This window comes from Streptomyces sp. NRRL B-24484 (assembly GCF_000717715.1).
GTDB lineage: Bacteria > Actinomycetota > Actinomycetes > Streptomycetales > Streptomycetaceae > Kitasatospora.
The window spans coordinates 1-21040 of sequence record NZ_JOAI01000074.1; the positions used below are offsets into that span (position 1 = coordinate 1).

General features: G+C 72.3%; 29 protein-coding genes. All 29 read right to left on the reverse strand.

The window, feature by feature from the left end; all coding sequences use genetic code 11:
• Positions 1–67: 67 nt before the first annotated feature.
• The 29 genes from IE98_RS43810 to IE98_RS0139085 all read right to left on the reverse strand — a co-directional run bounded on the left by IE98_RS43810 (position 68) and on the right by IE98_RS0139085 (position 20752).
• On the reverse strand, positions 68–520 hold the full coding sequence (locus IE98_RS43810) for a hypothetical protein (RefSeq protein ID WP_159401196.1): 453 nt from the start codon (positions 518–520) through the stop codon (positions 68–70).
• Between the two features lie 118 nt (positions 521–638).
• The gene (locus IE98_RS0138945; protein ID WP_030277134.1) at positions 639–1256 is read right to left on the reverse strand and encodes a hypothetical protein; all 618 of its coding nucleotides are present in this window, start codon (positions 1254–1256) and stop codon (positions 639–641) included.
• Between the two features lie 288 nt (positions 1257–1544).
• The gene (locus IE98_RS0138950) at positions 1545–3386 is read right to left on the reverse strand and encodes a ParB/RepB/Spo0J family partition protein (protein WP_052391536.1); all 1842 of its coding nucleotides are present in this window, start codon (positions 3384–3386) and stop codon (positions 1545–1547) included.
• A gap of 400 nt (positions 3387–3786) precedes the next feature.
• Positions 3787–4257 (reverse strand): hypothetical protein, encoded by a 471-nt coding sequence (locus IE98_RS0138955; protein ID WP_159401197.1) that lies wholly within the window; start codon positions 4255–4257, stop codon positions 3787–3789.
• A gap of 91 nt (positions 4258–4348) precedes the next feature.
• Positions 4349–5806, reverse strand: coding sequence for a DUF3560 domain-containing protein (locus tag IE98_RS0138960; protein ID WP_052391537.1), 1458 nt, complete (start codon positions 5804–5806; stop codon positions 4349–4351).
• A 148-nt stretch (positions 5807–5954) separates the two neighbouring features.
• Positions 5955–6362, reverse strand: coding sequence for a hypothetical protein (locus IE98_RS49770; RefSeq protein ID WP_030277138.1), 408 nt, complete (start codon positions 6360–6362; stop codon positions 5955–5957).
• 79 nt (positions 6363–6441) lie between these two features.
• Positions 6442–6951 carry a hypothetical protein gene (locus IE98_RS0138970; RefSeq protein WP_030277139.1) on the reverse strand — a complete coding sequence of 170 codons (510 nt, stop codon included), beginning with the start codon at positions 6949–6951 and terminating at the stop codon, positions 6442–6444.
• Between the two features lie 113 nt (positions 6952–7064).
• A complete protein-coding gene (locus IE98_RS0138975; RefSeq protein ID WP_052391538.1) occupies positions 7065–7625 on the reverse strand; it encodes a hypothetical protein in 561 nt (186 codons plus the stop codon).
• Between the two features lie 139 nt (positions 7626–7764).
• Positions 7765–8397, reverse strand: a complete 633-nt coding sequence (locus IE98_RS0138985; RefSeq protein WP_052391539.1) for a hypothetical protein — start codon at positions 8395–8397, stop codon at positions 7765–7767.
• 139 nt (positions 8398–8536) lie between these two features.
• Positions 8537–9157 carry a hypothetical protein gene (locus IE98_RS0138990; protein ID WP_030277144.1) on the reverse strand — a complete coding sequence of 207 codons (621 nt, stop codon included), beginning with the start codon at positions 9155–9157 and terminating at the stop codon, positions 8537–8539.
• A 115-nt stretch (positions 9158–9272) separates the two neighbouring features.
• Positions 9273–9632 (reverse strand): hypothetical protein, encoded by a 360-nt coding sequence (locus IE98_RS0138995; protein ID WP_030277145.1) that lies wholly within the window; start codon positions 9630–9632, stop codon positions 9273–9275.
• A 106-nt stretch (positions 9633–9738) separates the two neighbouring features.
• Positions 9739–10680, reverse strand: a complete 942-nt coding sequence (locus IE98_RS0139000; RefSeq protein ID WP_030277146.1) for a hypothetical protein — start codon at positions 10678–10680, stop codon at positions 9739–9741.
• 135 nt (positions 10681–10815) lie between these two features.
• A complete protein-coding gene (locus tag IE98_RS0139005) occupies positions 10816–11394 on the reverse strand; it encodes a hypothetical protein (protein WP_030277147.1) in 579 nt (192 codons plus the stop codon).
• 87 nt (positions 11395–11481) lie between these two features.
• Entirely contained in the window at positions 11482–11811 is a 330-nt protein-coding gene (locus IE98_RS0139010; RefSeq protein ID WP_159401198.1) for a hypothetical protein, read from the reverse strand.
• A gap of 156 nt (positions 11812–11967) precedes the next feature.
• Entirely contained in the window at positions 11968–12672 is a 705-nt protein-coding gene (locus IE98_RS0139015; RefSeq protein WP_030277149.1) for a hypothetical protein, read from the reverse strand.
• 82 nt (positions 12673–12754) lie between these two features.
• A complete protein-coding gene (locus IE98_RS0139020; RefSeq protein WP_030277155.1) occupies positions 12755–13036 on the reverse strand; it encodes a hypothetical protein in 282 nt (93 codons plus the stop codon).
• Between the two features lie 103 nt (positions 13037–13139).
• Entirely contained in the window at positions 13140–13664 is a 525-nt protein-coding gene (locus tag IE98_RS0139025) for a hypothetical protein (RefSeq protein WP_030277157.1), read from the reverse strand.
• Positions 13665–13753: 89 nt separating this feature from the next.
• Positions 13754–14581, reverse strand: coding sequence for a GP88 family protein (locus IE98_RS0139030; RefSeq protein ID WP_159401199.1), 828 nt, complete (start codon positions 14579–14581; stop codon positions 13754–13756).
• 87 nt (positions 14582–14668) lie between these two features.
• Positions 14669–15025 (reverse strand): hypothetical protein, encoded by a 357-nt coding sequence (locus tag IE98_RS0139035; protein ID WP_030277165.1) that lies wholly within the window; start codon positions 15023–15025, stop codon positions 14669–14671.
• Positions 15026–15148: 123 nt separating this feature from the next.
• Positions 15149–15745 (reverse strand): hypothetical protein, encoded by a 597-nt coding sequence (locus IE98_RS0139040; protein ID WP_030277167.1) that lies wholly within the window; start codon positions 15743–15745, stop codon positions 15149–15151.
• A 69-nt stretch (positions 15746–15814) separates the two neighbouring features.
• Entirely contained in the window at positions 15815–16405 is a 591-nt protein-coding gene (locus tag IE98_RS0139045; RefSeq protein WP_030277169.1) for a hypothetical protein, read from the reverse strand.
• Between the two features lie 131 nt (positions 16406–16536).
• The gene (locus IE98_RS0139050) at positions 16537–16863 is read right to left on the reverse strand and encodes a hypothetical protein (protein WP_030277170.1); all 327 of its coding nucleotides are present in this window, start codon (positions 16861–16863) and stop codon (positions 16537–16539) included.
• 95 nt (positions 16864–16958) lie between these two features.
• Positions 16959–17594, reverse strand: coding sequence for a hypothetical protein (locus IE98_RS0139055; protein WP_030277172.1), 636 nt, complete (start codon positions 17592–17594; stop codon positions 16959–16961).
• Positions 17595–17760: 166 nt separating this feature from the next.
• Positions 17761–17970 carry a hypothetical protein gene (locus IE98_RS0139060; protein WP_030277174.1) on the reverse strand — a complete coding sequence of 70 codons (210 nt, stop codon included), beginning with the start codon at positions 17968–17970 and terminating at the stop codon, positions 17761–17763.
• Between the two features lie 118 nt (positions 17971–18088).
• On the reverse strand, positions 18089–18382 hold the full coding sequence (locus IE98_RS0139065; protein WP_030277176.1) for a hypothetical protein: 294 nt from the start codon (positions 18380–18382) through the stop codon (positions 18089–18091).
• A 51-nt stretch (positions 18383–18433) separates the two neighbouring features.
• Positions 18434–19063 carry a hypothetical protein gene (locus tag IE98_RS0139070; RefSeq protein WP_030277178.1) on the reverse strand — a complete coding sequence of 210 codons (630 nt, stop codon included), beginning with the start codon at positions 19061–19063 and terminating at the stop codon, positions 18434–18436.
• A 78-nt stretch (positions 19064–19141) separates the two neighbouring features.
• Complete coding sequence (locus tag IE98_RS0139075) at positions 19142–19453, reverse strand: hypothetical protein (RefSeq protein WP_030277180.1); 312 nt, start codon at positions 19451–19453, stop codon at positions 19142–19144.
• Positions 19454–19529: 76 nt separating this feature from the next.
• A complete protein-coding gene (locus IE98_RS0139080) occupies positions 19530–20024 on the reverse strand; it encodes a hypothetical protein (protein WP_030277184.1) in 495 nt (164 codons plus the stop codon).
• Positions 20025–20152: 128 nt separating this feature from the next.
• Entirely contained in the window at positions 20153–20752 is a 600-nt protein-coding gene (locus IE98_RS0139085; protein WP_030277185.1) for a hypothetical protein, read from the reverse strand.
• Positions 20753–21040: the final 288 nt, after the last annotated feature.

A 21040-nucleotide genomic window follows, 5' to 3' on the forward strand; every position in this document is an offset into this window, starting at 1 on the left:
GATCAGCTGGCGGTGGAGGTCTTGCTGCACAACGTTCCTTGCAGATAGGGATCGTCTCGCTCCATGATCAGAAGCGATTAGTGCAGTTAACACACCAGATGTGCTTGCCCCCGCTGTACATGGGCAGCGTGCCCGAGGCGCGCAACTCGTCCGACAGCGTCCAGGGTCCGGCCGGCTCGATGTCGACAGGATGGCGGGTGTCGGAGAGAACCACGTACCCGTCCGCGTCCCGCCGGCCGCCGCGGGCGACCTGGACGTAGCGGACACCCTTCTCTGCCATCAGGGGCAATAGGTGGAGGCGGGCCAGCTCGATCGTGTCCGACCACTCGTCCCCCGTCATGGAGGTTACGACGGTCAGGTTCGACAGATCCTCGCGCAAGCCGTGGCCGACCGGATCGGCGAGCAGCCGCAGCAGGATGAGCGCCGAGTCGGCACCCAGGCCGAGGCTCAGCAGGACCTGGTCATCCGGCGAAGGGGGTGACAGGACATGGGCCGCGAGGGCAGGCGCGAAGGCTGGCACAGGGGACTCTTCGAAGGCTCGGGCGATCGAGTGGCCGGCCGGGGCGCCAACCCCTACCGACATGATAAGCATACCACATTATGGGCCTGATTGAGGATGTGGGGTGCCCAGGTCGCCGTCAACGGGATCCCCACGGCCGCGCGCGCAACCAGCGCACCCTTCCGCCGGACCGCTCCTCGGCCACCTGCCACCGCTGCGCCTGCAGGGCGGCGGTGACAGCCGCGGCCAGCTCGGCCTCGGCCTCCACCGCCTCCGCTGTGTCGACGAACGCCGGCCACCCGCCGACCGGTCGGGCCCCGAGGAACGCGACGGGGAGCACGTCCACCGACACCGTCCGAGGCAACTGCGGCACCGACAGGCGAAACCCCACTCCCCCGCCCTCCGGATCCACCAACGGCGCGCAGCCGGCGGCCGTCAGCACCAGGGCACAGGCCCGGACGTTGAGCCGTGCCCCCTGGCCCGGGCAGATCCCCAGCTCCTCGTCTGCCGGCCGCGACGGACCGCCGACAGCGAGGTTCGCGGCGATCCGTTCCGCCGCGAGGTGCTCGGCGACGGCCAGCCCCCGCTCGCTCAGCCGCACGATCGAGCGCGGGTCACCGGGGCGCAAACGCTCCCCCAGCTCCAGGCGCACCAGGTCGTTGCGCACACGGGGCTGCGCGTCGACCCGGTGCCCCTCGTTGAAGACGGCGAAGCGCAGGGCCTCGCTCTGCTTCGCCGTCAGGTCCAGGTGATTCATGGTGGGGCTCCGATCTCGGGATGGTTCACGGGGGCCGGCCGACCCCGGAGGCTCGGCTGGCGGCTTGCATTCGGCCGGACTACGCCCGCTACACTCAGAAGCGACTCCAGCCCTCTGTTCGGTGGTCTTCGACCCCGGCGGTGGTGGTTTGGATCGAGTGAGAGCGGCAGACTGAGCGCGCCAACGCCCCCGGAAACGGTGGCCACCCTCCGGGGTGGGCGGTCTGCCGCTCGCTGACTTTCCGGCCCCCGGGCTGGGCGCGGCCCCAGGGGACCGCGCCCGCACCCGTCAGGCGGCCAGCGCCCCCGGTCCGTCGTCCTCCTGGCCGGGAGCGTCCTCCTCGGTCGCAGCCCCGGCGGCGGGGTGCTCGGCGGACGCGCCTCCGGCCTGCACCTCCAGCGGGTCATCGTCGTCGGACACGTCCTCCTCCAGCTCTCCGCCGTCCGCGCCCTGGTCGTCGTCCTCGGCGTCCAGCAGCTCCCCGGATTCGGCGGCTGCGTCGGCGAGCGCCGCGTCCAGCTCCTTCTCGGCCTCCTCGTCACTCTTCTTGGCCTTCGCGGCGGCCTCCTGCTGCTTCGCCGTCACCTCGGCGATCAGCTCCTGCTCGCACGCGGCCAGGGTGTAGCCCTCACCGGCCAGGAACTCCAGCCAGCCAGCGGCGGCGTCGTCCGGGTTCCGCCACTTCATGTCATGCATCTCCTCCCGCTCGAACGCAGCCGCGACCTGGGCGAGCAGGATGAACGGTCGGCCCGGACGCCCGCGCCGCTTGACCACGTGGGCGAACGGCTCCTCGTCGCGCGGGTAGGTGGTCTTGGGCGCTTCGGTCTTCAGCAGCACGGCCAGCTCATCCAGCCGCCGCGACGACCCGTAGTAGCGGGCGAACCAGCGGGTGTTGCCGGACGTGGCGAGCATGATCCACGACCACGCGGCGTCCGAGACCTCCTTGGGCCCGTCCTTGCCCGGGTTGATCAGCCGGATCAGGAAGGCCCGCCGCGCGTCCCGGGCGGCCCGCCACGCCGCGTTGCCCTCGCGGACACGCCGCGCGTTGGCCTTCGCCGCCTCCTTGTCCTCCACCGGGTTCTTGGCAGCCTCCTCCGGCGAGAGGGTGTGGCCGTTGCCGGACCAGTCCTTGCAGGCGTACACCGGGCGGATCTTGTCGTGGTCGATGTAGGCGGCGTGGTCCGGGCACAGCTCCGCGTGCGCCTTCGGGGTCATCTTCTTCCCGGCCGGAGTCACCAGGTGCGACAGCGGCCGAACCCGGCTGTTGCGGTCCCACGAGGCGTAGTGGACCACCGCGACTCCGGCCGCCTCCAGCTCCGCGACCAGCGCCGCGCGCCTGCGCTTCTCCTCCAGGTCCCGGCGCAGCCGCGCCATCGCCTGCTCCCAGTTGCCGCGCGACTTGTTGCCGCTGCGCGCATCCGCGCGCCGGGCCTCGCTCAGCGCCCGCTCGGCGTCCCAGCCCAGTTCCTCGACCTCGGCCAGGTCGGCCATCTCCACGAAGTCCCACCCGGCGGTGGAGTACTTGCTGAGGTTCTCGTCCTTGAGACCGCTGGCGCGCTGGGCGGCGGCGATCTCGGCGGGCTTGTACCCGAGTCGGCGGGCGTGCTTGGCCCGCTGGCCAGCCGGGATGTCCATCAGGGCGAGCTGGGTGAGCCCATCGGCCACGTCCCGCTGCGAGGACTGCACCCGCTGCATGTTCTCGATCATGGAGAGCACCAGGGTGTCGTCGTCGACCCCGGCCAGGTCCCGGCGCACCAGGACGGGGATCTTGCGGCGCGGCTTCTTCTTTCGGTCGGCCTCGCGGTTGGCCGCGAGCTGCGCCTTCCAGCGGCGCTGACCCTTGAAGATGCCGATCTTTCCGTCGGCCTGCGGTCGAGCGCCGACCGGCTCCTGGACGCCGATGTCCCGCACGGACGCCTTCAGGGTCGCGTCCGGCTCGGTGTCGATCTGCTTGCGGTGGTTGTACGCGTCGAGGACCAGGTCCTCGGGGTAGTGCCACTCCAGCTCGCCGATCGCGTGCGTCAGACCCCCCTCGGCATCGGCGGCCGGGTCCGGAGCGGTGGGCTGCAGCTCGGTGGTGGTCTCCTGCTCCGCGTCGGCGGGCGGGTTCTCGATGATGGTCGCGCTCATGGCGATGCATGTCCTTCGAGGTCGTTGAATCGAGTGGCCGGAGGAGCGCCAACCCCTTCCGACAGAAAGAACTCTACCACATTTGAGAGCTGAATGCGCGTGTTGGGGTGTCAATTCCGCAGGTGAAGACAGAATCTCCGACCATCGGGTATCCGCGCCGGCGAGGGGCTGAGCCGCGAGCCGCTCCCGCAGGCCGGCCGACACACCATGGCGGTGCCCGCGCCCCGGTGCCGCGCACCAGGGCAGAACTCCTATCCGCGCGTTCCGGGCCCGCCGTTGCTGCGTTCGGCCGTGCCGCCGACGGTGGGGCAGGAGGTGGGCAGGAAGTGGTTCGCCCGCCACGTCCACCCCGGCCCCAAGGACGGTGCCCGGCCTCTCCCTGGCGCCGCCCTGCCCCCGGTCAGCGGTAGTCGGTGCAGGGGGCCAGCAGCCACGCCGGGTATGCCTGCGCAGGGGTCAGGCCGAGCGCGGCCAGCGCGGCGCGCAGCCGGCCGGCCCAGTCCTCGGCGCGCGCCCGCGCCTCGAGTTCGGCGAAGTCCACCGCTGCCCAGTGGCCGCGCTCCGCCTCGATCGAGTGCGCAGCGAGCACGTAGCTCGGGAAGTCCACGTGCCCATGAACGACGATCCGCACGCCCTGGCGCTGCAACGCCTCCTCCTGCTGCCGCCATCGGGAGCCGCCGGTCGCAGGGTCCGGGGCGAATCCGGCCGCGGCGAGAAGGACCCGCTCGCCGGCCTCCTCCAGGGGCGTGCCGTCGTCCACCCTGGCCCAGTCCGCGAGGAGCGCGCCGTACGCGTCGACCTCGGCGACCTGCCACCCGCTCTCGTCACCCCCCAGCGCGAAGCCGAAGTCGAGCCGGGCGTCTGTCCTCACGCTCACTGTGATGCCTTCCTGTACGTCTGGTCTGTTCGAACGCCACCGCCCGGGGGCCGGACTCGCAATCCGGCCCCCGGTCAGACCTCTGCTACTCGGTGTCGACGTCGGCCGCGCCGTGTTCTCCCCCCTCCCGCTGCCCGGCGAGGTGGGTGGCCATCTCCGCAGCCGACATGCGGCCGGTGATCTCGGAGTACGGGGCCGCTGCCGTCCGGCTGTCGGCCGCCGACCGGTCCACCACCAGCCCCGGGTTGTCCGGGTGCGGGACGGTGACGGTCTTCGCGTTCACCCGCACCACCTCGAACCACCGGCCCTTGTGGCGCAGGAAGTCACCCCGGACGAAGTCGCCCTTCTCCCATGTCCGCTCGCGGCGGGCCTCGGCCTCCTCGATGACCACGGCCCAGTGCTCCCGCTGGCGCGTGAGGTCATCGCGGCGGGCGGTCCACCGCTGGTGCTCCTCCGGCTGCCGCTCCAGATCGACGCCCGCGAGCGACTCCGAGACCTTCGCGATCTGCAGGCCCAGCGCCTCGGCGAGAAGCCGCGCCATCTCCTCGCCGCTCTTGCGGCCCTGGATGTCGTCGTAGGGGAAGTTCCACGTCCAGTCGAGGCGGGCGCCGACCTTCGTGACGACCGGCCCGTCGTTGTGGATGTGCGGCCCCGTCAGCGACTTCGCGTTGACCTTCAGCACCTCGTACCACTCGCCCCGCGACTTCAGGAAGTCGCCAGGCGCGAAGTCGTCGGACCCCCAGACCTTGAAGCCGGCTTCCTCGGCCGCCTTCACCACACCCCGCCAGTACTCCAGCTGCTCCGTGATCTCGGCCCGGCGGGCCTCCAGCTGCGCACGCTGCTCCGGGTACTTGTCCGGGTTCCAGCCCGACGAGCCCGTGCCCGCCAGGTTGCGCGCGTTGCGCCGCAGGGCGGCCTCAAGCTCCTTGATCCGGCGCAACGTCCGCCCCGGGTCCCGGCGGTACTCCTCGTACCCGGCCGCGGCTGCCGCCCGGTCCGCGTGGTACTCCGCCTTGCCCTTCTCGGCGATGCTGCGCCGCATCCCGTTGTCGATGCGCTCCAGGTCGCGCCGGTGGCGCCGCTCGCGGTGGTGCCCCACCAGGACCGGCTGACCGGACGGGATGCCGTCGCCGATGGCGCGGGCGGCCTGGTAGGCGGCGCCCGACCGGGCCGCCGCGTTGCCGCTGAGCTCCTCGTGCCGCTCGGCTCGGCCGGCGGCCCGCTCGTAGCGCTCCTGCTCGGCGTCGGCGAAGCTGCGCGTCTGGGTGTCGTCGACCTCGATGGTGACGGTGAACCGGCCGGTGGCCTCCAGGAGGGTCTTGGCGCGGTTGATTCGGTACATGTCGGCGCGGCTGTCGCGGGAGCGGCGCAGGGCGATCAGCTGGACCGACCGCATCCACGTGAAGCCGGCGCCGCGGGCGATCTCGTAGGCGCCGTCGCCCTTGCTGGAGCCTTCGAGGACGGTGCCGTCCTCCCAGGTGTGTCGGATGGTCAGCGACTTGGGCTCGGTGTTGTTCGGGGTCTCGGTGGTGCTGGTGATCACGGATGCCCTCCAGGGCGTGAGTGGTGGGTGATCGAGTGGCCGGGCGGGGCGCCAACCCCTTCCGACATAGAGAAGCATACCATATATGAGGCTTGCTTGGGAGTGTGCGGATCCCGGCCGGCCGCGTCGGTCGGCCGGGATCGCTTGGCTACTCGACCGCGAAGCCGAGCGAATCCGCGGTGACCTCCAGAAGGAAGCGGCGGCCGCGACCACTTCGCCCGTGGCTCTCGCGCAGCCACTCCAGCAGGGTGGCCGTACGGCCATCGGCCAGCTCGACGGGGCTGTCGACCGGGATCATCTGCCCGAAGTCGTCGCCACCGACGGGCGTCTCGGCGAGAGCCTCGCCCGTTCCCGGGCCCCGGCCCTCGGCGTAGATGTCCGGCAGCTCGCTCGGGCGGCCGTTCGACGTGAGGAACGTTCCGTTCATCCGCGCCCAGACCAGGGCCGGGACGGGCGGGAGCCCGCCATACCCCTGGTGGGCGCTGGCGGTGGCGGCGTGCTCCGCCAGGGCGAGAACGGCGGAGAGATTGAAGCGCAGGGTGATGCGGTCGGCCATGGCGACTCCTCAAGTTCGGCGGGGCCGGTCCCGGGCGGCGGGCGCGCCGGGCACCGGCCCCGTGGTGTGCGAGCGCCGCTCAGGCGATGCGCGCGGGGGTGATCGCCTCGCGTCGCACGTTGCGCAGCACGGGAATGCCGTCCTGGCTGAGCAGGACGTACTGGACGTCGTCCTTGTCGCACTTCTCGCACTCGCACACGTCGGCCAGGTACAGGGCCCGGTACTCGCGGTGCTCGCCGTGGTACATCACCAGCTCACCTGGCCAGATCGGCCCGGCCTCCTGCAGCTCCCTGGCGATCTCCTCGAACGCCCCGTCGGAGAAGGCCGGGTTGTCGGGGGCGTCGTCAGTGTCCGGCTCGGCGGGCTCCGGCGTCACGTCCTCCCAGCCGCGCCCCCAGGCGAAGGCCGTCAGGGAGGTGCTCTCCCACTCGGCGGCGTCGTCGGCCCGGGTGATGAAGCCGTGGGCGTGCGGTTCGCGCGTCACGGGATGGCAGGACACCGTGTCGCAACGGAAGATCTGGGCGATCGCCGTGGGGTCGTCGGCGCGTGCGTATGTGCGGCCGGGCTCGAAGAAGGCGGACGGGTTCATGAAGGCACTCCGTGGTCGTGATGGATCGAGGGCCGGAAGGGGCGCCAACCCCTTCCGGCATGAAGAAGTATACCGCATTTAAGCGCTGTTTGTGAGTGTTTCTGTTCCGCTGCTCAGTCCTGCCGAGCGGTGACCTTGCTCGATTCCGCGCCGCCGGTGCCGGCCGGGTCGTGGTCGGCCGCGATGAACTCGTTGGCAATGCCTGTCAGGTGGACGCACTCCACGCGCCGCCCCTCCGGGTCCAGGCGGCGGCACGTCGCGCCGGCCAGGATCGCTCGAGCCATCCATCGCTGGGCGCGCTCAGCGTCCTTGACGCCCGCGTCCGTCGAGGTTTCGCGCGTCGCGGGCCAGGTCAGGATCTGCCGGGCGGGTTGGGTGCGCTCGTCGTCGCCCAGGCGCAGCAGGCGCCGGGCCTCCGCTAGCGCGTCCGCCCAGACCTGGCTGTACGCGGCCCCGTGCGCTGCGCGGGCGATCTCCGACGCGGCGAGGCGACCCGCCTCGGTGAGTCGGAAGCTGGGTGACTGCCCGTCAGTGAGCGGCTGGGCCAGGCCGCGCCGCACCAGCCCCGCCACCGTGGCCGGGTTGCCGTGCACTGCGTGACCCTGGGAAGTGAGGGCGGTCAGGAGCGAGTCGTTCATGGCCGGGGTCGGTTCTGTGTCGCGGGAGTTCAGCACGGGGGCTCCTTGGGCCGGATCGGTGGGCGGCAGGGGCGCCAACCCCCGCCGACATGAGAAGCATACCACATATGAGTCTTGCTTTGTGGCATGGGCAGGCAGGCTGAACCGGCCTGCCCACCCACGCCGATGCCCGGCGCTACAGGCACAGGCGCGAGCCATCCGGCGCCTCCACGTCCAGCGACAGGTAGTAGTTCACGTGGAAGTAGTCCGTGGCGATGTCGCTGCCGTCGAAGTTGTAGGCGTTCGCGAGTGCCCGCAGCTCGTCGGCCAGGGCGTTCATCGGCTCCGTCGCGACCTTCCGGGGGTATCCGCGGTCGTCCTTGATCGTCCACGCCCATTCGGCGTCGGGGACCTTGACCGTCATCCGCACGGCGCTGCCGCCCGAGAAGTACTCCCGCCGGACCGAGAACTTGACCCCGGCCGGCGCGTCGCCGATGGCGTTGGGCAGCTTGACGGTGCCGGGGCCGTCGTCGGGGCCGGCCTTCGCGGCGAGCTTGCGGGCCAGCTTGATGTCCTGCCGGATCAGCGCGGCAATCTCGGTGGTCGAGAGCCGGCCGTCGTACTTCTGCCCGTACCAGATCGGCAGGCTCGCCCATCCCCCGCCGCGCTTCTCGCCCTCGTCGTCGGCGGCCTTCTGTGCGGCCAGCACGCGGGTGAGGGCGCGTTCGGCCGCGGCGCGCTCCTCGGGCGAGGTGCGCTCGTGGGCGATCAGGCCCTGCAGGTACTTGATGCGGGTCGGGCGGGCTTTGGTCTTCGTCGTGGTGGGCATGATGCGAGCCTCCGTCGGGGGCGGGTGGGATCGGGTGGCCGGAGGGGCGCCAACCCCTGCTGACGTAAAAAGCATACCACATGTGGAGTCTGTTTTGCGGTGTGGGTGCTGCGGAGAGTCCGCAGCACCCACACCGCGCCTAGGCGTTGCCCCAGTAGCCGTCCGTCGACTCGATCCGCAGCGACAGGTAGTAGTTCCGGTGGAAGTAGTCCGTGGTGATGTCGCTGCCGTCGAAGTTGTACGCGTTCCCGAGCGTCTTCAACTCGACGGCCAGGGTCCGCATCGTCTCCGTCGGGACCTTCACCGGGTGGCCGTTGTGGTCCTTGGTGGTCCACGCCCATGCCGGGTCCGTGTTCTGCACCGTGATGTCGATCGCGTTCCCATGGCGGGAGCGGACGGAGAACTTGACCCCGGCCGGCGCGTCGCCGATGGGGTTGGGCAGCTTGACGGTGCCGGGGCCGTCGTCGGGGCCGGCCTTCGCGGCCAGCTTGCGGGCCAGCTTGATGTCCTGCCGGATCAGCGCGGCAATCTCGGTGACCGTCAGCTTGCGGTCGTACTTCTCGCCGTACCACATCGGCAACCCGTTCGGCCGGGCTCCTCCCTGCCGCTCGGCGCTGTCGCCTGCGGCGGCCTCGGCGGCGCGGACGCGAGCCAGGGCGCGCTCGGCAGCGGCACGCTCCTCGGGGGAGGTGCGCGGGTGGTCGATCAGGTTCTGCAGGAACTGGATGCGGTTCGGGCGGGGCTTGGTCGTCGCGGGCACGGTCGTGTCCTCCGTCGGGGGCGGGTCGAGTGGCCGGAGGGGCGCCAACCCCTGCCGACAGAAAGAAGCTTACCACATTCAAGTCTTGATTGGGGGCATGCTGGTGTCAGTCCGATCAGCCGCCGCGCTCCTGGGCTTCGTAGTGGTCGAACCAGCGGCCCATGACCGCGCGCCACTGCTCGTACGCCACGGCGAACTCGCCGGCGCCAGGCGGGCTGGCCTCGACGAACCACGACGCGAAGTTCTCCGCCATCCGCAGGGAGCACCGGCTGGCCGCCCACTCCCGTGCGGCCGCTCGAGCCGTGACCCGCTCCGGGTGCGTGCAGGCCGGCCGCGGCCCGTTCAGGGGTCGTTCGATCGCTGCGCCGCACACGCAGCTGCCGCCGACGGTCGGCCCCGGTGGCCCGTCCGCCGCGGGCGGAGTGAGGTCGAACAGCGCGTCCTGGTCGGCGCCGGCGTGCGGGCGTCGGTTCATCGGGGGTGTCCCTTCCGGAGAGTGTGGGAAGCGCCGGGCGGTCGCCCGGCGGCGCGGGTGTGGGCCTGTCCGCCCCGTGCCGGGGCGGACAGGCCGCCATTTGGCGTCAGTCCTGCAGGGTGCGCAGACCGGCCAGCGTCCCGAGAAGGGCGACCGCCCAGGGCCCGGGGAGGTCATCGAAATGCAGGTCCACCAGGCCGTTGTCGAAGAGTGAGACGCGGACCGCGACGTCCTCGCCGACCCCCGGGACGTAGCCGGACAGGGTCCGTACGTCCTCGTCCCCGCGGTGCCGGTCGACCTCCGGGAGCAGCTCGCCGACCCGAGCGGCCAGCCGCGTCCGCAAGTCGAGTTCGCGTTGCCGCTCGGCGTTGAACTCCATGATCGCGGACCTGACGGACCGGTAGCGGGGCAGCAGATGGCGGAAGACCTGCCATGCCAGGACCTCGGGGGCGCGCCCGGCCGCGACGGACACGACCGCGTGCTCCTTCGGGCCGAACGGACGGAGCGTGTCCGGGTAGAGGCCGGTGACCGACACACGGGCCCGCCCACGGCGGTTGGCGCGACGGTGGGTCCGGAGCGCGGAACCGTCGCCGTGCCGCAGGATCCGGCCGTCCCCGTCGGCGGGGTGCGCCGGGTCGACGGTCCACCCGCGGCCGATCAGCGCCGCTACCGCTGTTGCCGTGTACCAGTCGGCGCTGACCTCGCGGATGCGCTGCTGCACGGCGTCCAGTAGCACCGTGACCTCTTGCCGCCAGGCGTCGAGGCCGCGAGCCTCCATCCCGAGCTCGGGCGACTGGTGCACTGGGAGCGTGGTCCGCCGTTCCGGGCCGCTGCGCAGCACGGCCTGCAGCCCCGTGTAGTCGGACAGGGTTCCGTCGAGCTCGCCGTTCACATCGCAGATCCAGATCTCGCTCTCGTCCGGCAGTTTGACCACCATCCGGTCGAGCGTGAGGTGTCCGTCGAAGTGGAAGGAGATTCCGCGTGCGGTCGCGGCCCGGGCCAGGGCCTCCTCCAGCGGGTCCTCGGCGGTGAAAAGGGTCTCGGACACAGGCGCTCCTGCGGGGTCGGCGGATCGGGTGGTCGGGGAGGGGCGCCAACCCCTCTCCGACATAAATAAGCATACCACATTTGAGGTGTTAGTGATGGCGTTTGTCGCGTCACCTGCCCGGCAGACCCCGCACCCTCACGCCCCATCGGGCGTGATGCCGGCGAACGTCGCCCGGGCCCTGCGGGCGAAGCGGCGGACCAGGCCGGGGGCGTCGTCGGGGAAGGTGTCCCGCCAGACGCCGCCGGGCTGGGCGCTGTCGGGGTCGTCGTTCAGCAGCTCCCAGACCAGGGTGTCCTCCATGCCGACGTACAGGGTGCGCAGACCGGAGCGGGTGGTCAGGTCGACCGCCGTGCAGTACAGCTCGTGGCCGACCGCCTCCGTCCTGGCGGGGATGCCGACGGCGGTCAGTGCGTCGGTGACCAGCCGGGCCCGGGCCGTGTTGGGCAGGTGGGCCGGGTGCAGCCGCCAGTCGGCCGGGGTGCCCCACCCCGTGGCCTGCACCTCCCGGGGGCCACGGTCGGCGGTGCTGGCCAGGGTGAGGCGCACCGCCGGGCGGGGAAGGGTCGTTCCGTCGCCGGACGGCGAGGGGATGCTGACCGCCTCGATACCGAGGACGGCCGCGTTGCGGACGTGCGGGCCGGGGAAGACGTCGCCGCCGGAGCGGTAGGGGTCGGTCTCGCCGGTGTAGGTGAACGGCTGGTGTGCGGTGGACATATCGGTGCTCTCCGGGTCTCGGTGGGCCGGGCGGCGCGCGCGGTGGCGCGCCGCTCGGTGGCGGGGCGGTCCAGCGTTGGCGGGTCGTCAGCCGGTCGGGATGTCGGTCCGCGTCAGGGTCGAGGGGTGCCGGAACCGGATGGCGGCGCTGCTGCCGTTCCGCTCCCACCCGCCGTGGCCCCACCCGGCGCTCACGAAGGTCTCCGTGAGGACGGCCGCGATCTCCTGGAGGAACAGGGGGCCGATGTCGGCGCTGCGCACGGTGGCGACGACTCCGCTGCGGATGAACGAGAAGGTGATCCGGCCCGGGGTGAACGCGCCGATCGGCAGCGCGCCAAGGGCGACGGCGATCACCGGCGCGGCCGCGCCGACGATCTCGGCCGGGTTCGGGGTGTCGGGAAGGGCGTTCGCGGACAAGGCGGCCTCCTGGGGCGGGATGCGGATCGGGCGGCCGGTGAGGGCGCCAACCCCCATCGACAAGAAAAAGAATACCACATTTGTGTGTCGCATGAGGGGTGGCGTTCGATCCGGGGCCTTCCGGTCGGCGGGGCGGGGTGCCGCCCCGCCGGGTCGTCAGGCGGTGGTGGTCATCTCCTTGGGCGAGCACCCGCCCCAGGCGCGCGTCGGGTCGTGCTCGGTCGCAACCCGACGGCACCGGATGCACTCGGGCCCCCACGCCTCCGGCTCCTGGGCCGGCTGCGCCGTGTACACGGCCTGGCTCCAAGGGGTGCCGCAGGGGGCGAAGCGGACCGCGCCGTCCGGCATCAGCAGTGCCCAGCCCTGCGGCCAGTCGAATGGGCCCGGCTGCAGTGCGCGTTCCACGGCCTGGCGCAGGCCGAACGCCCGCCACGGTCGGGGGGTGTCGTCGGGGCCGGTGACCAGGTAGGCGCCTTCGGGGATCTGGTGGTGCGGCCGGTTGACGACCGTGCCGGACTGCGGGTCGGGGACGAACATGACCGCGTTGTGGTGGTCGCCCTGCCGGTAGTAGACGGTCCCGTCGGCGTCGACTGCGGCGCTGCTGGCGAGCCAGAAGCGCATGCTGTTCTTGATGAAGTTGCGCACCTCGACGCCCGTGACCTCGCGCTTGCCGTACCAGATCAACTCCCGCACGGGGTAGCCGGCCTCGTCCTGGCCGTAGTGCTGGGTGTACCGGCCGTGCAGCGGGACCTCCTCCAGCAGTAGCCGGGCCGGGCCGGTGTACCACTGCGGGTCGGGGAGGGGGGTGATCGGTTTGCCGGGCAGGGGCTGGCGGGGCGGGGCGGCGGTCGGCTGGGTCACTGCTGGCTCCTCGGGCTCGGATCGGGCGGCCGGGAGGGGCGCCAACCCCTCCCGGCATGTAAAAGCATACCACATTTAGAGTCTAGTTTGGCAGGTGGGAAAGGTTGTACAGGTGGGGGATCTGCTCGGCGGGGACCTCGCCCGGATTGGCGTCCCAGTCGTAGGCGCAGGTGCCGTAGTGGATTCCGGCGCGGCGCATCAGGGTCGGCTCGAAGTCCTCCGGGCCGAAGCCGTCGGGGTTGAGCAGGTTCTCGAACGCGCGGCGCGCGTCCTCCCGGCTGTCGGCGCGCACGTGCAGCACGATCGGGATTCCGTAGTAGCCGGGGCCCTCGGCGCGGTAGGCCTGGTCGGTCTGGTCGGTCACGACTCTCCTTGCGGTGCGGTCGAGCGGGGGACGGTGGGCCGCCGGCCCGAGGTGGGCCGCGGCCGCCCGTGCGCGCTCGGCGGCGCGGGCGGCCGCGGGGCGGCTACTGCCGCTCGGCGCTGCGCTCGCGGACGACCAGCATCTTCGCCCGGTGACCGAGCCCGCACCGGAGCATGTCGTCGTCCACCCACCACGGGGCGCCGCTCACCTCGAAGTGGCGGTGCACGGTGCCGGGGCTGTGCGTGAGGTGCTTGTCGGTCCAGCCGGTCACCGTCGGGTAGGCGCTCGCGTCGCTGAGCCTGCACGCGAGCCGCATCCCCTCCTTGACGTCCTCGGCGGGAATCCACTCCAGCTCGCCGGTGGGGCCGCCGGGAACGATGGGGGAGCGCGCCGGCGGGGTGTACCCGACGGCCTTGTAGTGCTGCGCCAGGGAGGCCAGCAAGTCGCCGAACGTCGGCTGCGGCCCGGGCTTCCATTCGCCGCAGGGGCATTCGCCCAGGTAGCCCTCGAACGAGGGCAGGCGCAGCAGCTGGTGCGGCCGGTCCGGCTCGGCGCCGGCCTTGTTGAGCTCGGACTGGGCGGCCTGCGCGTACCGCATGCCGGGGGTGTCGTCGGTGGAGTAGGGCATCTGGTCCGTCCTCGGGCTGGGTGGATCGGGTGGCCGGAAGGGGCGCCAACCCCTTCCGGCATGAATAAGTATACCATATTTCGACGCCGTTATGGGGTGTGATTCGGCTCCGGCGTCGCCTCGCTGGGGGAGTGCCGCCGCCGCTTGGCGGCAAGCCGGGCGTCCCGGTCGGCCTGGAGCTCGCCGAAGGTGTGCGGGCCCTGGCGCTTCCTGGTGATCGGGTTGGGGTTGGCCGCCATGCCTACCCGCACCACATCCGGGGAGACCGCCAGCAGGTCGGATGCGGCCTGGTCGAGGTAGCCGGCCGCCTCGAGCCGCTCCGTCGTCGGGAACACGTCGGCGTGCCGCTGGGTCTGAAGGTCGATCAGGTGGTCCTCCCGCCCGCCGAGACTCAGGGTGTACTCGAAGTTGTCCGGCTTGGCCGGGGCCACGATCCGGGCGAAGCGGTCCACGGCCTTGGTGTAGGCGTAGAACCGCGTGCGCGGGGCTGATCGCATGATGCGCAACCACGCCTCGGTGTAGGGGTCGCTGAAGAAGTCCCCCGCGTCGTGCACCCGGACGACGGCATCGCGGAACCGGGGCTGGCGCAGCTCCTCGGTCATCCAGCGCTCCCAATCGCGCGGCGTGTCCAGCACCATCGCCAGGTTCTGCTGATGGGAGGCCAGCACGTTCGGCAGTCGCCGGTAGGAACTGGTCGGCGCAGTGGCGTAACACAGCCGCGCGCACACGCCCGCCTCCGGGCAGGTGTTGACCCGCCGGCCGTCAGGCAGGGTGACCACCCAAGCGGGCAGGGTCCACGTGTAGATCTTCCTCGCGCCGCCGCGGTTCAGGTCGCGGTTGTTGGCGGTCAACAGGTGGGGCTTCGGCTTGGCGGGCGGGGCGTCGAACAGGGCGAGCGGGCTGCCGGCCTCGGGCATGGTGGGGCTCCGTGTCGTGGGGTCGGGGTCGAGCGCCAGGAGGGAAATCCCGGGGCTGCGCCGGGCGGGCGCAGCCCCGGCGGTCGGTCAGGCGACGGTGAGGCAGACGTGCGGGCACATCGGGTCGGCCAGCTGGTCGGCCAGCGCCAGGGCGTGCTGCGCCGCCTGCCGCTCCGCGAACGTTCGGCCCTCCTCGTTCAGCCCGCTGCCGACGGCCAGGAGCAGCGCCAGCGACTCGGCCATCAGCTCCTCGGTCAGCACCAGGGCGCCCTTCCCCTTGAGCTGCTCGCGCAGCGCGCGGTGGTCGGCCTCCTGCTCCGGGTCGGCCGCGATCACCACGCCCGTCGCCGGGCGCAGCGCGCGCAGCAGCGCGGTCCGCAGGGTGAGCCCGCGCCAAGCGGTCTCGGTGCGCAGGGCGTCGGGGTCGACAACGGCAATGTTCATGGGGTCCGTCCTTGGGTGAGTGAATCGAGTGGCCGGGTGGGGCGCCAACCCCTTCCGACATAAAGAAGTATACCACAACTGCGCTCTGATTGGTGCCGTGTTGGCCCCCGCTGCACCCGCCCACTATCGCCCGGACGGCCGCCCGCCGGCGGTCTTCTTGCGCTTCGCCTCCCGCTCTCGCGCACGCTCGACCTGCTGCGCCTCGCTGAGCAGCCGCACCCGACCCGAGTAGCGCAGCTGGTAGCCGTCCTGGAAGCTGTCCGATCCGTCCCGCTGGTACGCGTCGTAGATCAGCTCCAGCGTCTCCAGCAGCGCCGCCGCCTCGCGCCCGTACAGCGAGCCGGCCGGACGCTCGGCGTTCAGGAAGGCGTCGGTCAACCCGGAGACGTCCACCAGGATTCCGTACCCCGAACCGCACCGGACCGAGATGCGCAGGCGTGCCGGGATCACGCCGCGGTCCCGGGCCTGCCGGTAGTCGGCCCGGATCCTGGCTGCGACCTGAACCTCCCGCTCGCCGTCGCTGCGCCGGTACTTCGGGCCGAACACGACCCGGCCCACGCTCGCGCCGTCGGCGGTCACCATTCCCCGTCGGCTGCGCCAGCGGCCGTCGACATACCGGGTGATGAACCGGCCGGGGCGGGCCTGGGTGATGGTGTGCAGCCGGTAGCCGGCCGGGGCGGCCTCGCGGGCGCGCTCGCGGGCCTCGTGGTGGGTGAGCATGCTCGGGTCCTCGTCTCGGGGTGATGGCGGGGGCCGGGGGCGGCGGGTGCCGCCCCCGGCGCGGGGCGGTCAGAAGCGGCGGTGCGACGCGGGCGGCCGGTAGGGCTGCGGGTCGGACACGGTCGACGTCCCGTCGGCGTGCACCGTGATCGTGGTGACCTTGGGGCCGCGCTCCACCCGTGCGCGGCGGTCGAGCTCCTGCTGCCACGCCTCCTCGGTGGCCCGGAACTCCACGGCCTGGCGGACGGCCTGGTCCTCGGCGGCCTGCGCACCCGAGTAGTACGAGTCGGTCAGTTCCTCGTACACCTTGTGCAGCTGCGCCGTCTCGGGGGTGCTGAGTTCCCCCTGTTCCTCGGCGATGCGCAGGATCGACCGCCACGCGCAGGTGAGCGCGCTCACCGTGACGTCGGCGTCCGCCGCCTCTCGGCCGTACTCGTTCAGCGTCGGGCGGTGCGCCGCGTTCCCGGCGGCCGTCAGCGCCTTGCGGGCCTGGCGGACGACGACGGCGGCCAGGCGTCGGGCCTCGGCGAGCTCGGCGGGTGGCAGCCAGTCGGCTGGGGCGGAGGGGACGCGGTCGGCGGCGCGGCGGCTGGTGCGCTCGGCGCGCTCGGCGTCGGCCTGCCACTGCTCGCGGGTCGGCCAGGCGATGGCACGGGGCATGGATGCCTCCAAGGGGTGGGGCCCCGGGTGGGGGCCGGTCGGATCGAGCGGGGGGAGGAGCGCCAACTCCTCCGGTGGGCGGGTCGGCCTCCGGTGCGCGGCCACGGGCGGCCGCGCACCGGGGGGACCGGCTAGAACTTGGGCTGTAGGGGGCGCAGCAGAAGCGGGAGGAGCGCCGGGTCGAGGTCGCCGCCCTCCAGCGGGATCGGCTCGCCGTCCTCGCCCACCGCCAGGACGGTCACGCGCACCGGTCGGCTGTCGCGCAGCGACCGGCCGCCCTGGCCGATCTCGACCTCCAGCCGCAGGCGCACCGGCTGCCGGGTGCCCGTCTGGATGTTGCCTGCCATCAGTTCCAGGAGATCCGTGGAGCTTGCCCGGTCGAGCGGCCGCGTGGTGCGCGCCCAGCGGCAGGTGTCGCAGGGGCAGCCGATCCAGTGCAGACCGTGGGGGTGGAACATGTGTGCCTCCGTGGTGGTGGGTCGAGTGGCCGGGGGAGCGCCAACCCCTCCCGACATGAGAAGCATACCACAATTCAACGCCGATTCAACGTATCTTAGCTGGCGGGCAGGGACGAACGGTCGCGGGCGCCTTCGTCGACCACGGCGACGGGGAACGGCAGTCCGTAGTGGCGGGCCAGGCATTTCACCGCCCCCGCCGCGTCGGAGTCGCCCACCCATACAGCCCCGCCCGCGTGGTCGGCGGCCTCGTAGCGAGCGCTGGCGTGGGTGGCCAGGAACCGGAGCGTCCCGCCGATCTCCGGCCAGCCGTCGAAGCTGACCGAACGGCGGAACTCCTCGGGGCTGCCGACCCTGCGCAGCCGGGCCACGCTCTGGGGTTCGGACGGCACCGGCACCCGCACGTAGGTCTGCGAGCTGCCGGGGTTGACGATCTGCAGGCCGCGGGCGCGCAGGTGCTCCCGGTCACCGCGGATCAGCTCGTCCCACTCGTCGCGGGCCCGCCCCGCGCGGGAGGGGCGCAGGTAGTGCCCGCCCATGATCCGCTGGACGGCCACCCCCTGGTCCCAGGGGACGGCGTGCCAGCCGTCGGCCGCTTCGTGCGGGACGGCCGGGGCGCGCTCGGCCATGATCGCCTCCACGGCCCGGACGTCCCAGGGCTTCGCACCGGGGGCGGGTCGGAAGGGCGCAGCCTCGGCGCCGGGGGTTTCAGCGGCTGCGGGGTGCGGGGGCATGGGCGGACTCCTCGTCTGGGTTCGGTCGGGGTGGGGCGGCCGGCCGGGCGGATGGGCCCGGCCGGCCCGGGTGCGCGGCGCCAGCAGTTGATGACCTGGACGGCGCGCTGCGCGTTGGCCCTGGGGATTGGGTGGTCCCGGCCACGTGCCGCCGCTCGGGGCGGAATCAGTCAGTGCCGGGGTGGGCGACGTCGGTGGTGATGGCGTCGGCGTCCACGTCGATGCCGAGGTCGGCGAACCACTGGGTGAGGGCGTCGACGACGTCGCCGCCGTTCCAGCCGCCGCTGTCGTCCTCGATGTACTCCTTGATGCCGTTGAATAGGTCGACGATCTCGGCGCCCTCGGGGGTCGACGGGTCGAACTTCAGGTTGTGCACGGGGTTTCCCTTCTCGGGGCGGTGCGCGGATGCGGTCGTGGTGGATGTTCCGGGTGGGGCGCCTGGTCGACGCCCCCATAGCGCTCAGAACAGGCAGAGTTCAGCGTCGCCGCGCCCGTCAGGAGGTGCGCAGCCGTCGGCTGCTGTACATCCGGTAGGTGAACGTCCGGTCGCCGAGCTGGGGGATGGTCACCTTGAGCTCCTGCTCGGCTCGGATCAGCGTGATGCCGTCCCACGCCTCCGCCGATCCTGCGATCCGGACGGCGAGGTTCTCGACCGTGCTGCGGCACCCGTTGTGGTCCGTGGCCTGCGACCATCCGGCCGCCTCGGCCCACTCCGCTACCAGCCTCGCCGCCGCGTTGCCTCGGACGACGTGGTCGCTGCCGCTGATCTTCTCCGTGTGGCGGTCCATGGTGGAGGCTCCCTCGTTCGCGCCTGCCAACAGAAAGAAGCATACCACATTTCAGGTTCGATTGGTGGCGTGGTGCGGGTTGCTTCGCGGGATGACTCGCACGGGGAGGGGCAGGCCGTAGTGATGGGTCAGCGCCGCGACCGCCTCGGCTGCCTCCGTGAACCGTTCGGGCGCAGCCTGGCCCAGGTGGTCGGCCACCTCGTAGGCGCCGAGCGGGTCGCCCGGGTGGTAGCGCAGCATGCCGCCGATGCCCGGAAACCCTTCGAAGTCGATTCGGGTGGTGAGAGCGGTCGGGGGCCCGACGCGCCGCGCTGTCGCCGTGGACTGCGGGCGGTCGGGCGCGGGGACGTGCACCACGGTCCGGTCGCCCTCGGCGAACAGAACCGGGATGCCGTGGGCGGCCAGGTGCGCCCGATCGGCGCGCAACGCCTCGTCCCACCGCTGCTGTTCGGCGCCCGGCGCCTCCGGACGCTGGAACTCCCCGCCGGCGGCGCGGTGGACCGCCACCGCGTCCCGGCCCTCCTCGACCAACCACCACCCGTCCCGGCCGCTCGCCGCCGGCGGGCACAGGCCGCTCATGACCCGCGCCACCGCCCGGACGTGCCAGGGGGTGGCACCCGGGGCGGGCCGGAACTCCTCGGCCGTCTCCACGGTGCCGGTCGGCTGCTCCACGGTCTGCATGGTCTCGTCTCCTTGGTCGATGGTCGGTCGGGGCGGCGCAGTCGGCGCGGCTGCGTCACCCCCGTTCGCTCGGTGCGGCTAGAACAAAGCGGCCGTCTCGCCCGGGCCGCCGTGCTCGGGGGACTCGAACAGCCCGGACTGGTGGGACGTGATGGCGTGCCCGAACTGGCGGGGCGTCATCTGCGACCAACTCGGCACCGGCCCGGCGCCGGACTCCGGGTCCGCCCGGCGGGCGGGCTGCTCCGGCTGCTCGTAGGTCGCCAACAGCAGCAGCGAGGATGCCGCGGGGACCGGGCCCGGCACTGGCCGCGCCGGACGGGCGTGGGTCGGCAGGACATCGAACAGCGGCGCGGCCTGGGCGTCCGGCTGGACACTGCGTCGGCGGGTCACGGGTCTCTCCTCAGTTGTCCGGGGTGCGTCCGGGGCACGGGGGAGGGGCGGGCCGGCGGCCCGCCCCGGGCGGGGATCAGTCCCAGTTCTGCGGGGCCGGGCGGTACAGCCGGTCGAACCGCTCGCGCTCCTCGTCGGTCGCGCGCCGCCAGTTGGCCACCTTCTCCTCCAGGGACATGAACACGGAGTCGTCAACCCCCTCGCGGTGCCCGTCCCACGACTCGTAGGTGAAGAACCGGCCGTACTGGGTGCTGATGCCGGTGATCCGCACGGTGGCGGCGCCGTCGCGCAGATCCCACGACACGTAGTCCCCGACGCTCCACCCCAGCAGCTGTGCCCGGACCGGCTCCGGCTGCTCCTGGCCGCGCTCCAGCACCGACCGGAAGGCGCCGGAGAGGCGGCCCAACTGCTCGGCGCGGCGCTCCTCGTCCAGCGGGCAGGGGGTGGCGGGGCGCTCGTCCTCGTCGGCCAGCTTGCACCAGCACGACCGGGTGACCTTGTTGAGGTCCACCACGAAGTAGAACGGGCCCTCCTCGACGGTGTCGACGATCTCGAAAATCTGGTGCTCCATGGCGATTCCTCCAAAGTTCCGATCGAGTGGCCGGGAGGGGCGCCAACCCCTTCCGACATGAGAAGCATACCACAATATGGCACCGTTTTGTGGTGTGCCCGGACGCCACGCGGCCGGGCACACCACCCCTACCGGGCCGCGGCCGCCAACCGGGCCACATCCGCCGGCGACATGTCGACCGACCACACCCCCAGCCGCCGCCGCAGCCGCTCCCACTCGCGCCCCTGCACGTTCTGGACGTCCGCAACCGGCAGCGCCGGGCTGCCGCTGCGCGACCACATCCCGGAACCCACCCGCCGGTTCTCGCAGCCGGCGTTCGGGCACGGCACGCCGTCGAACTTCGGGAGCGGACCGGCCCGGTACTCCTCGAACGACCGGCCGCGGCGGTCGAAACCGATCCGGATCGTCCCGCCCTCACGGAACGTCTCCACCGCCCGGCGGCACCACATGCACCATGCCGCGTGGGTGAACCGCGCCCCCGTGATAGACACCGTCCACCCTTCGCGGGTGACCTCGGGGAGCGGGGAGGGGAGCACCCCCAACTCCACGAAGGTCCGGCCGGGCTCCACCCCCCACACCACCGGCGGGACGGCGTGCCCGGACACGGTGGCCTGTCCGCTGCCCCGGCACTGGCCGTATGCCTCGACGGCGTACGGGGCATCGTGGGCGGCGGCCTGGTCGCCGTCGGCCTCGACGGGCAGGAAGCAGTGGGAGCAGCGAACGGACACGGGGTGCCTCCTCGGGCTGCCGGATCGGGGCCGGCTGGCTGGGTGGGGGTCGGATGGGACGGTTGGCGGGCTGCTGCGCCCCTCGGCGGGGCGCAGCAGCCGCATAGGGGTCAGACGTCGTAGCGGGGATCGAGCAACCGGCGGGCGGCCTGGCGGCTGTGCTCGGTCAGCCGCTCGCCCATGCGGATCCGGAACGCCCGAGCGGCGCCGAACGCCTGCTGAGCGGACTTGTCGCCCTGGGCGGCGCGGGCCAGCAGCACGACCAGGGGGTCGCGGTCGAGAAGCAGC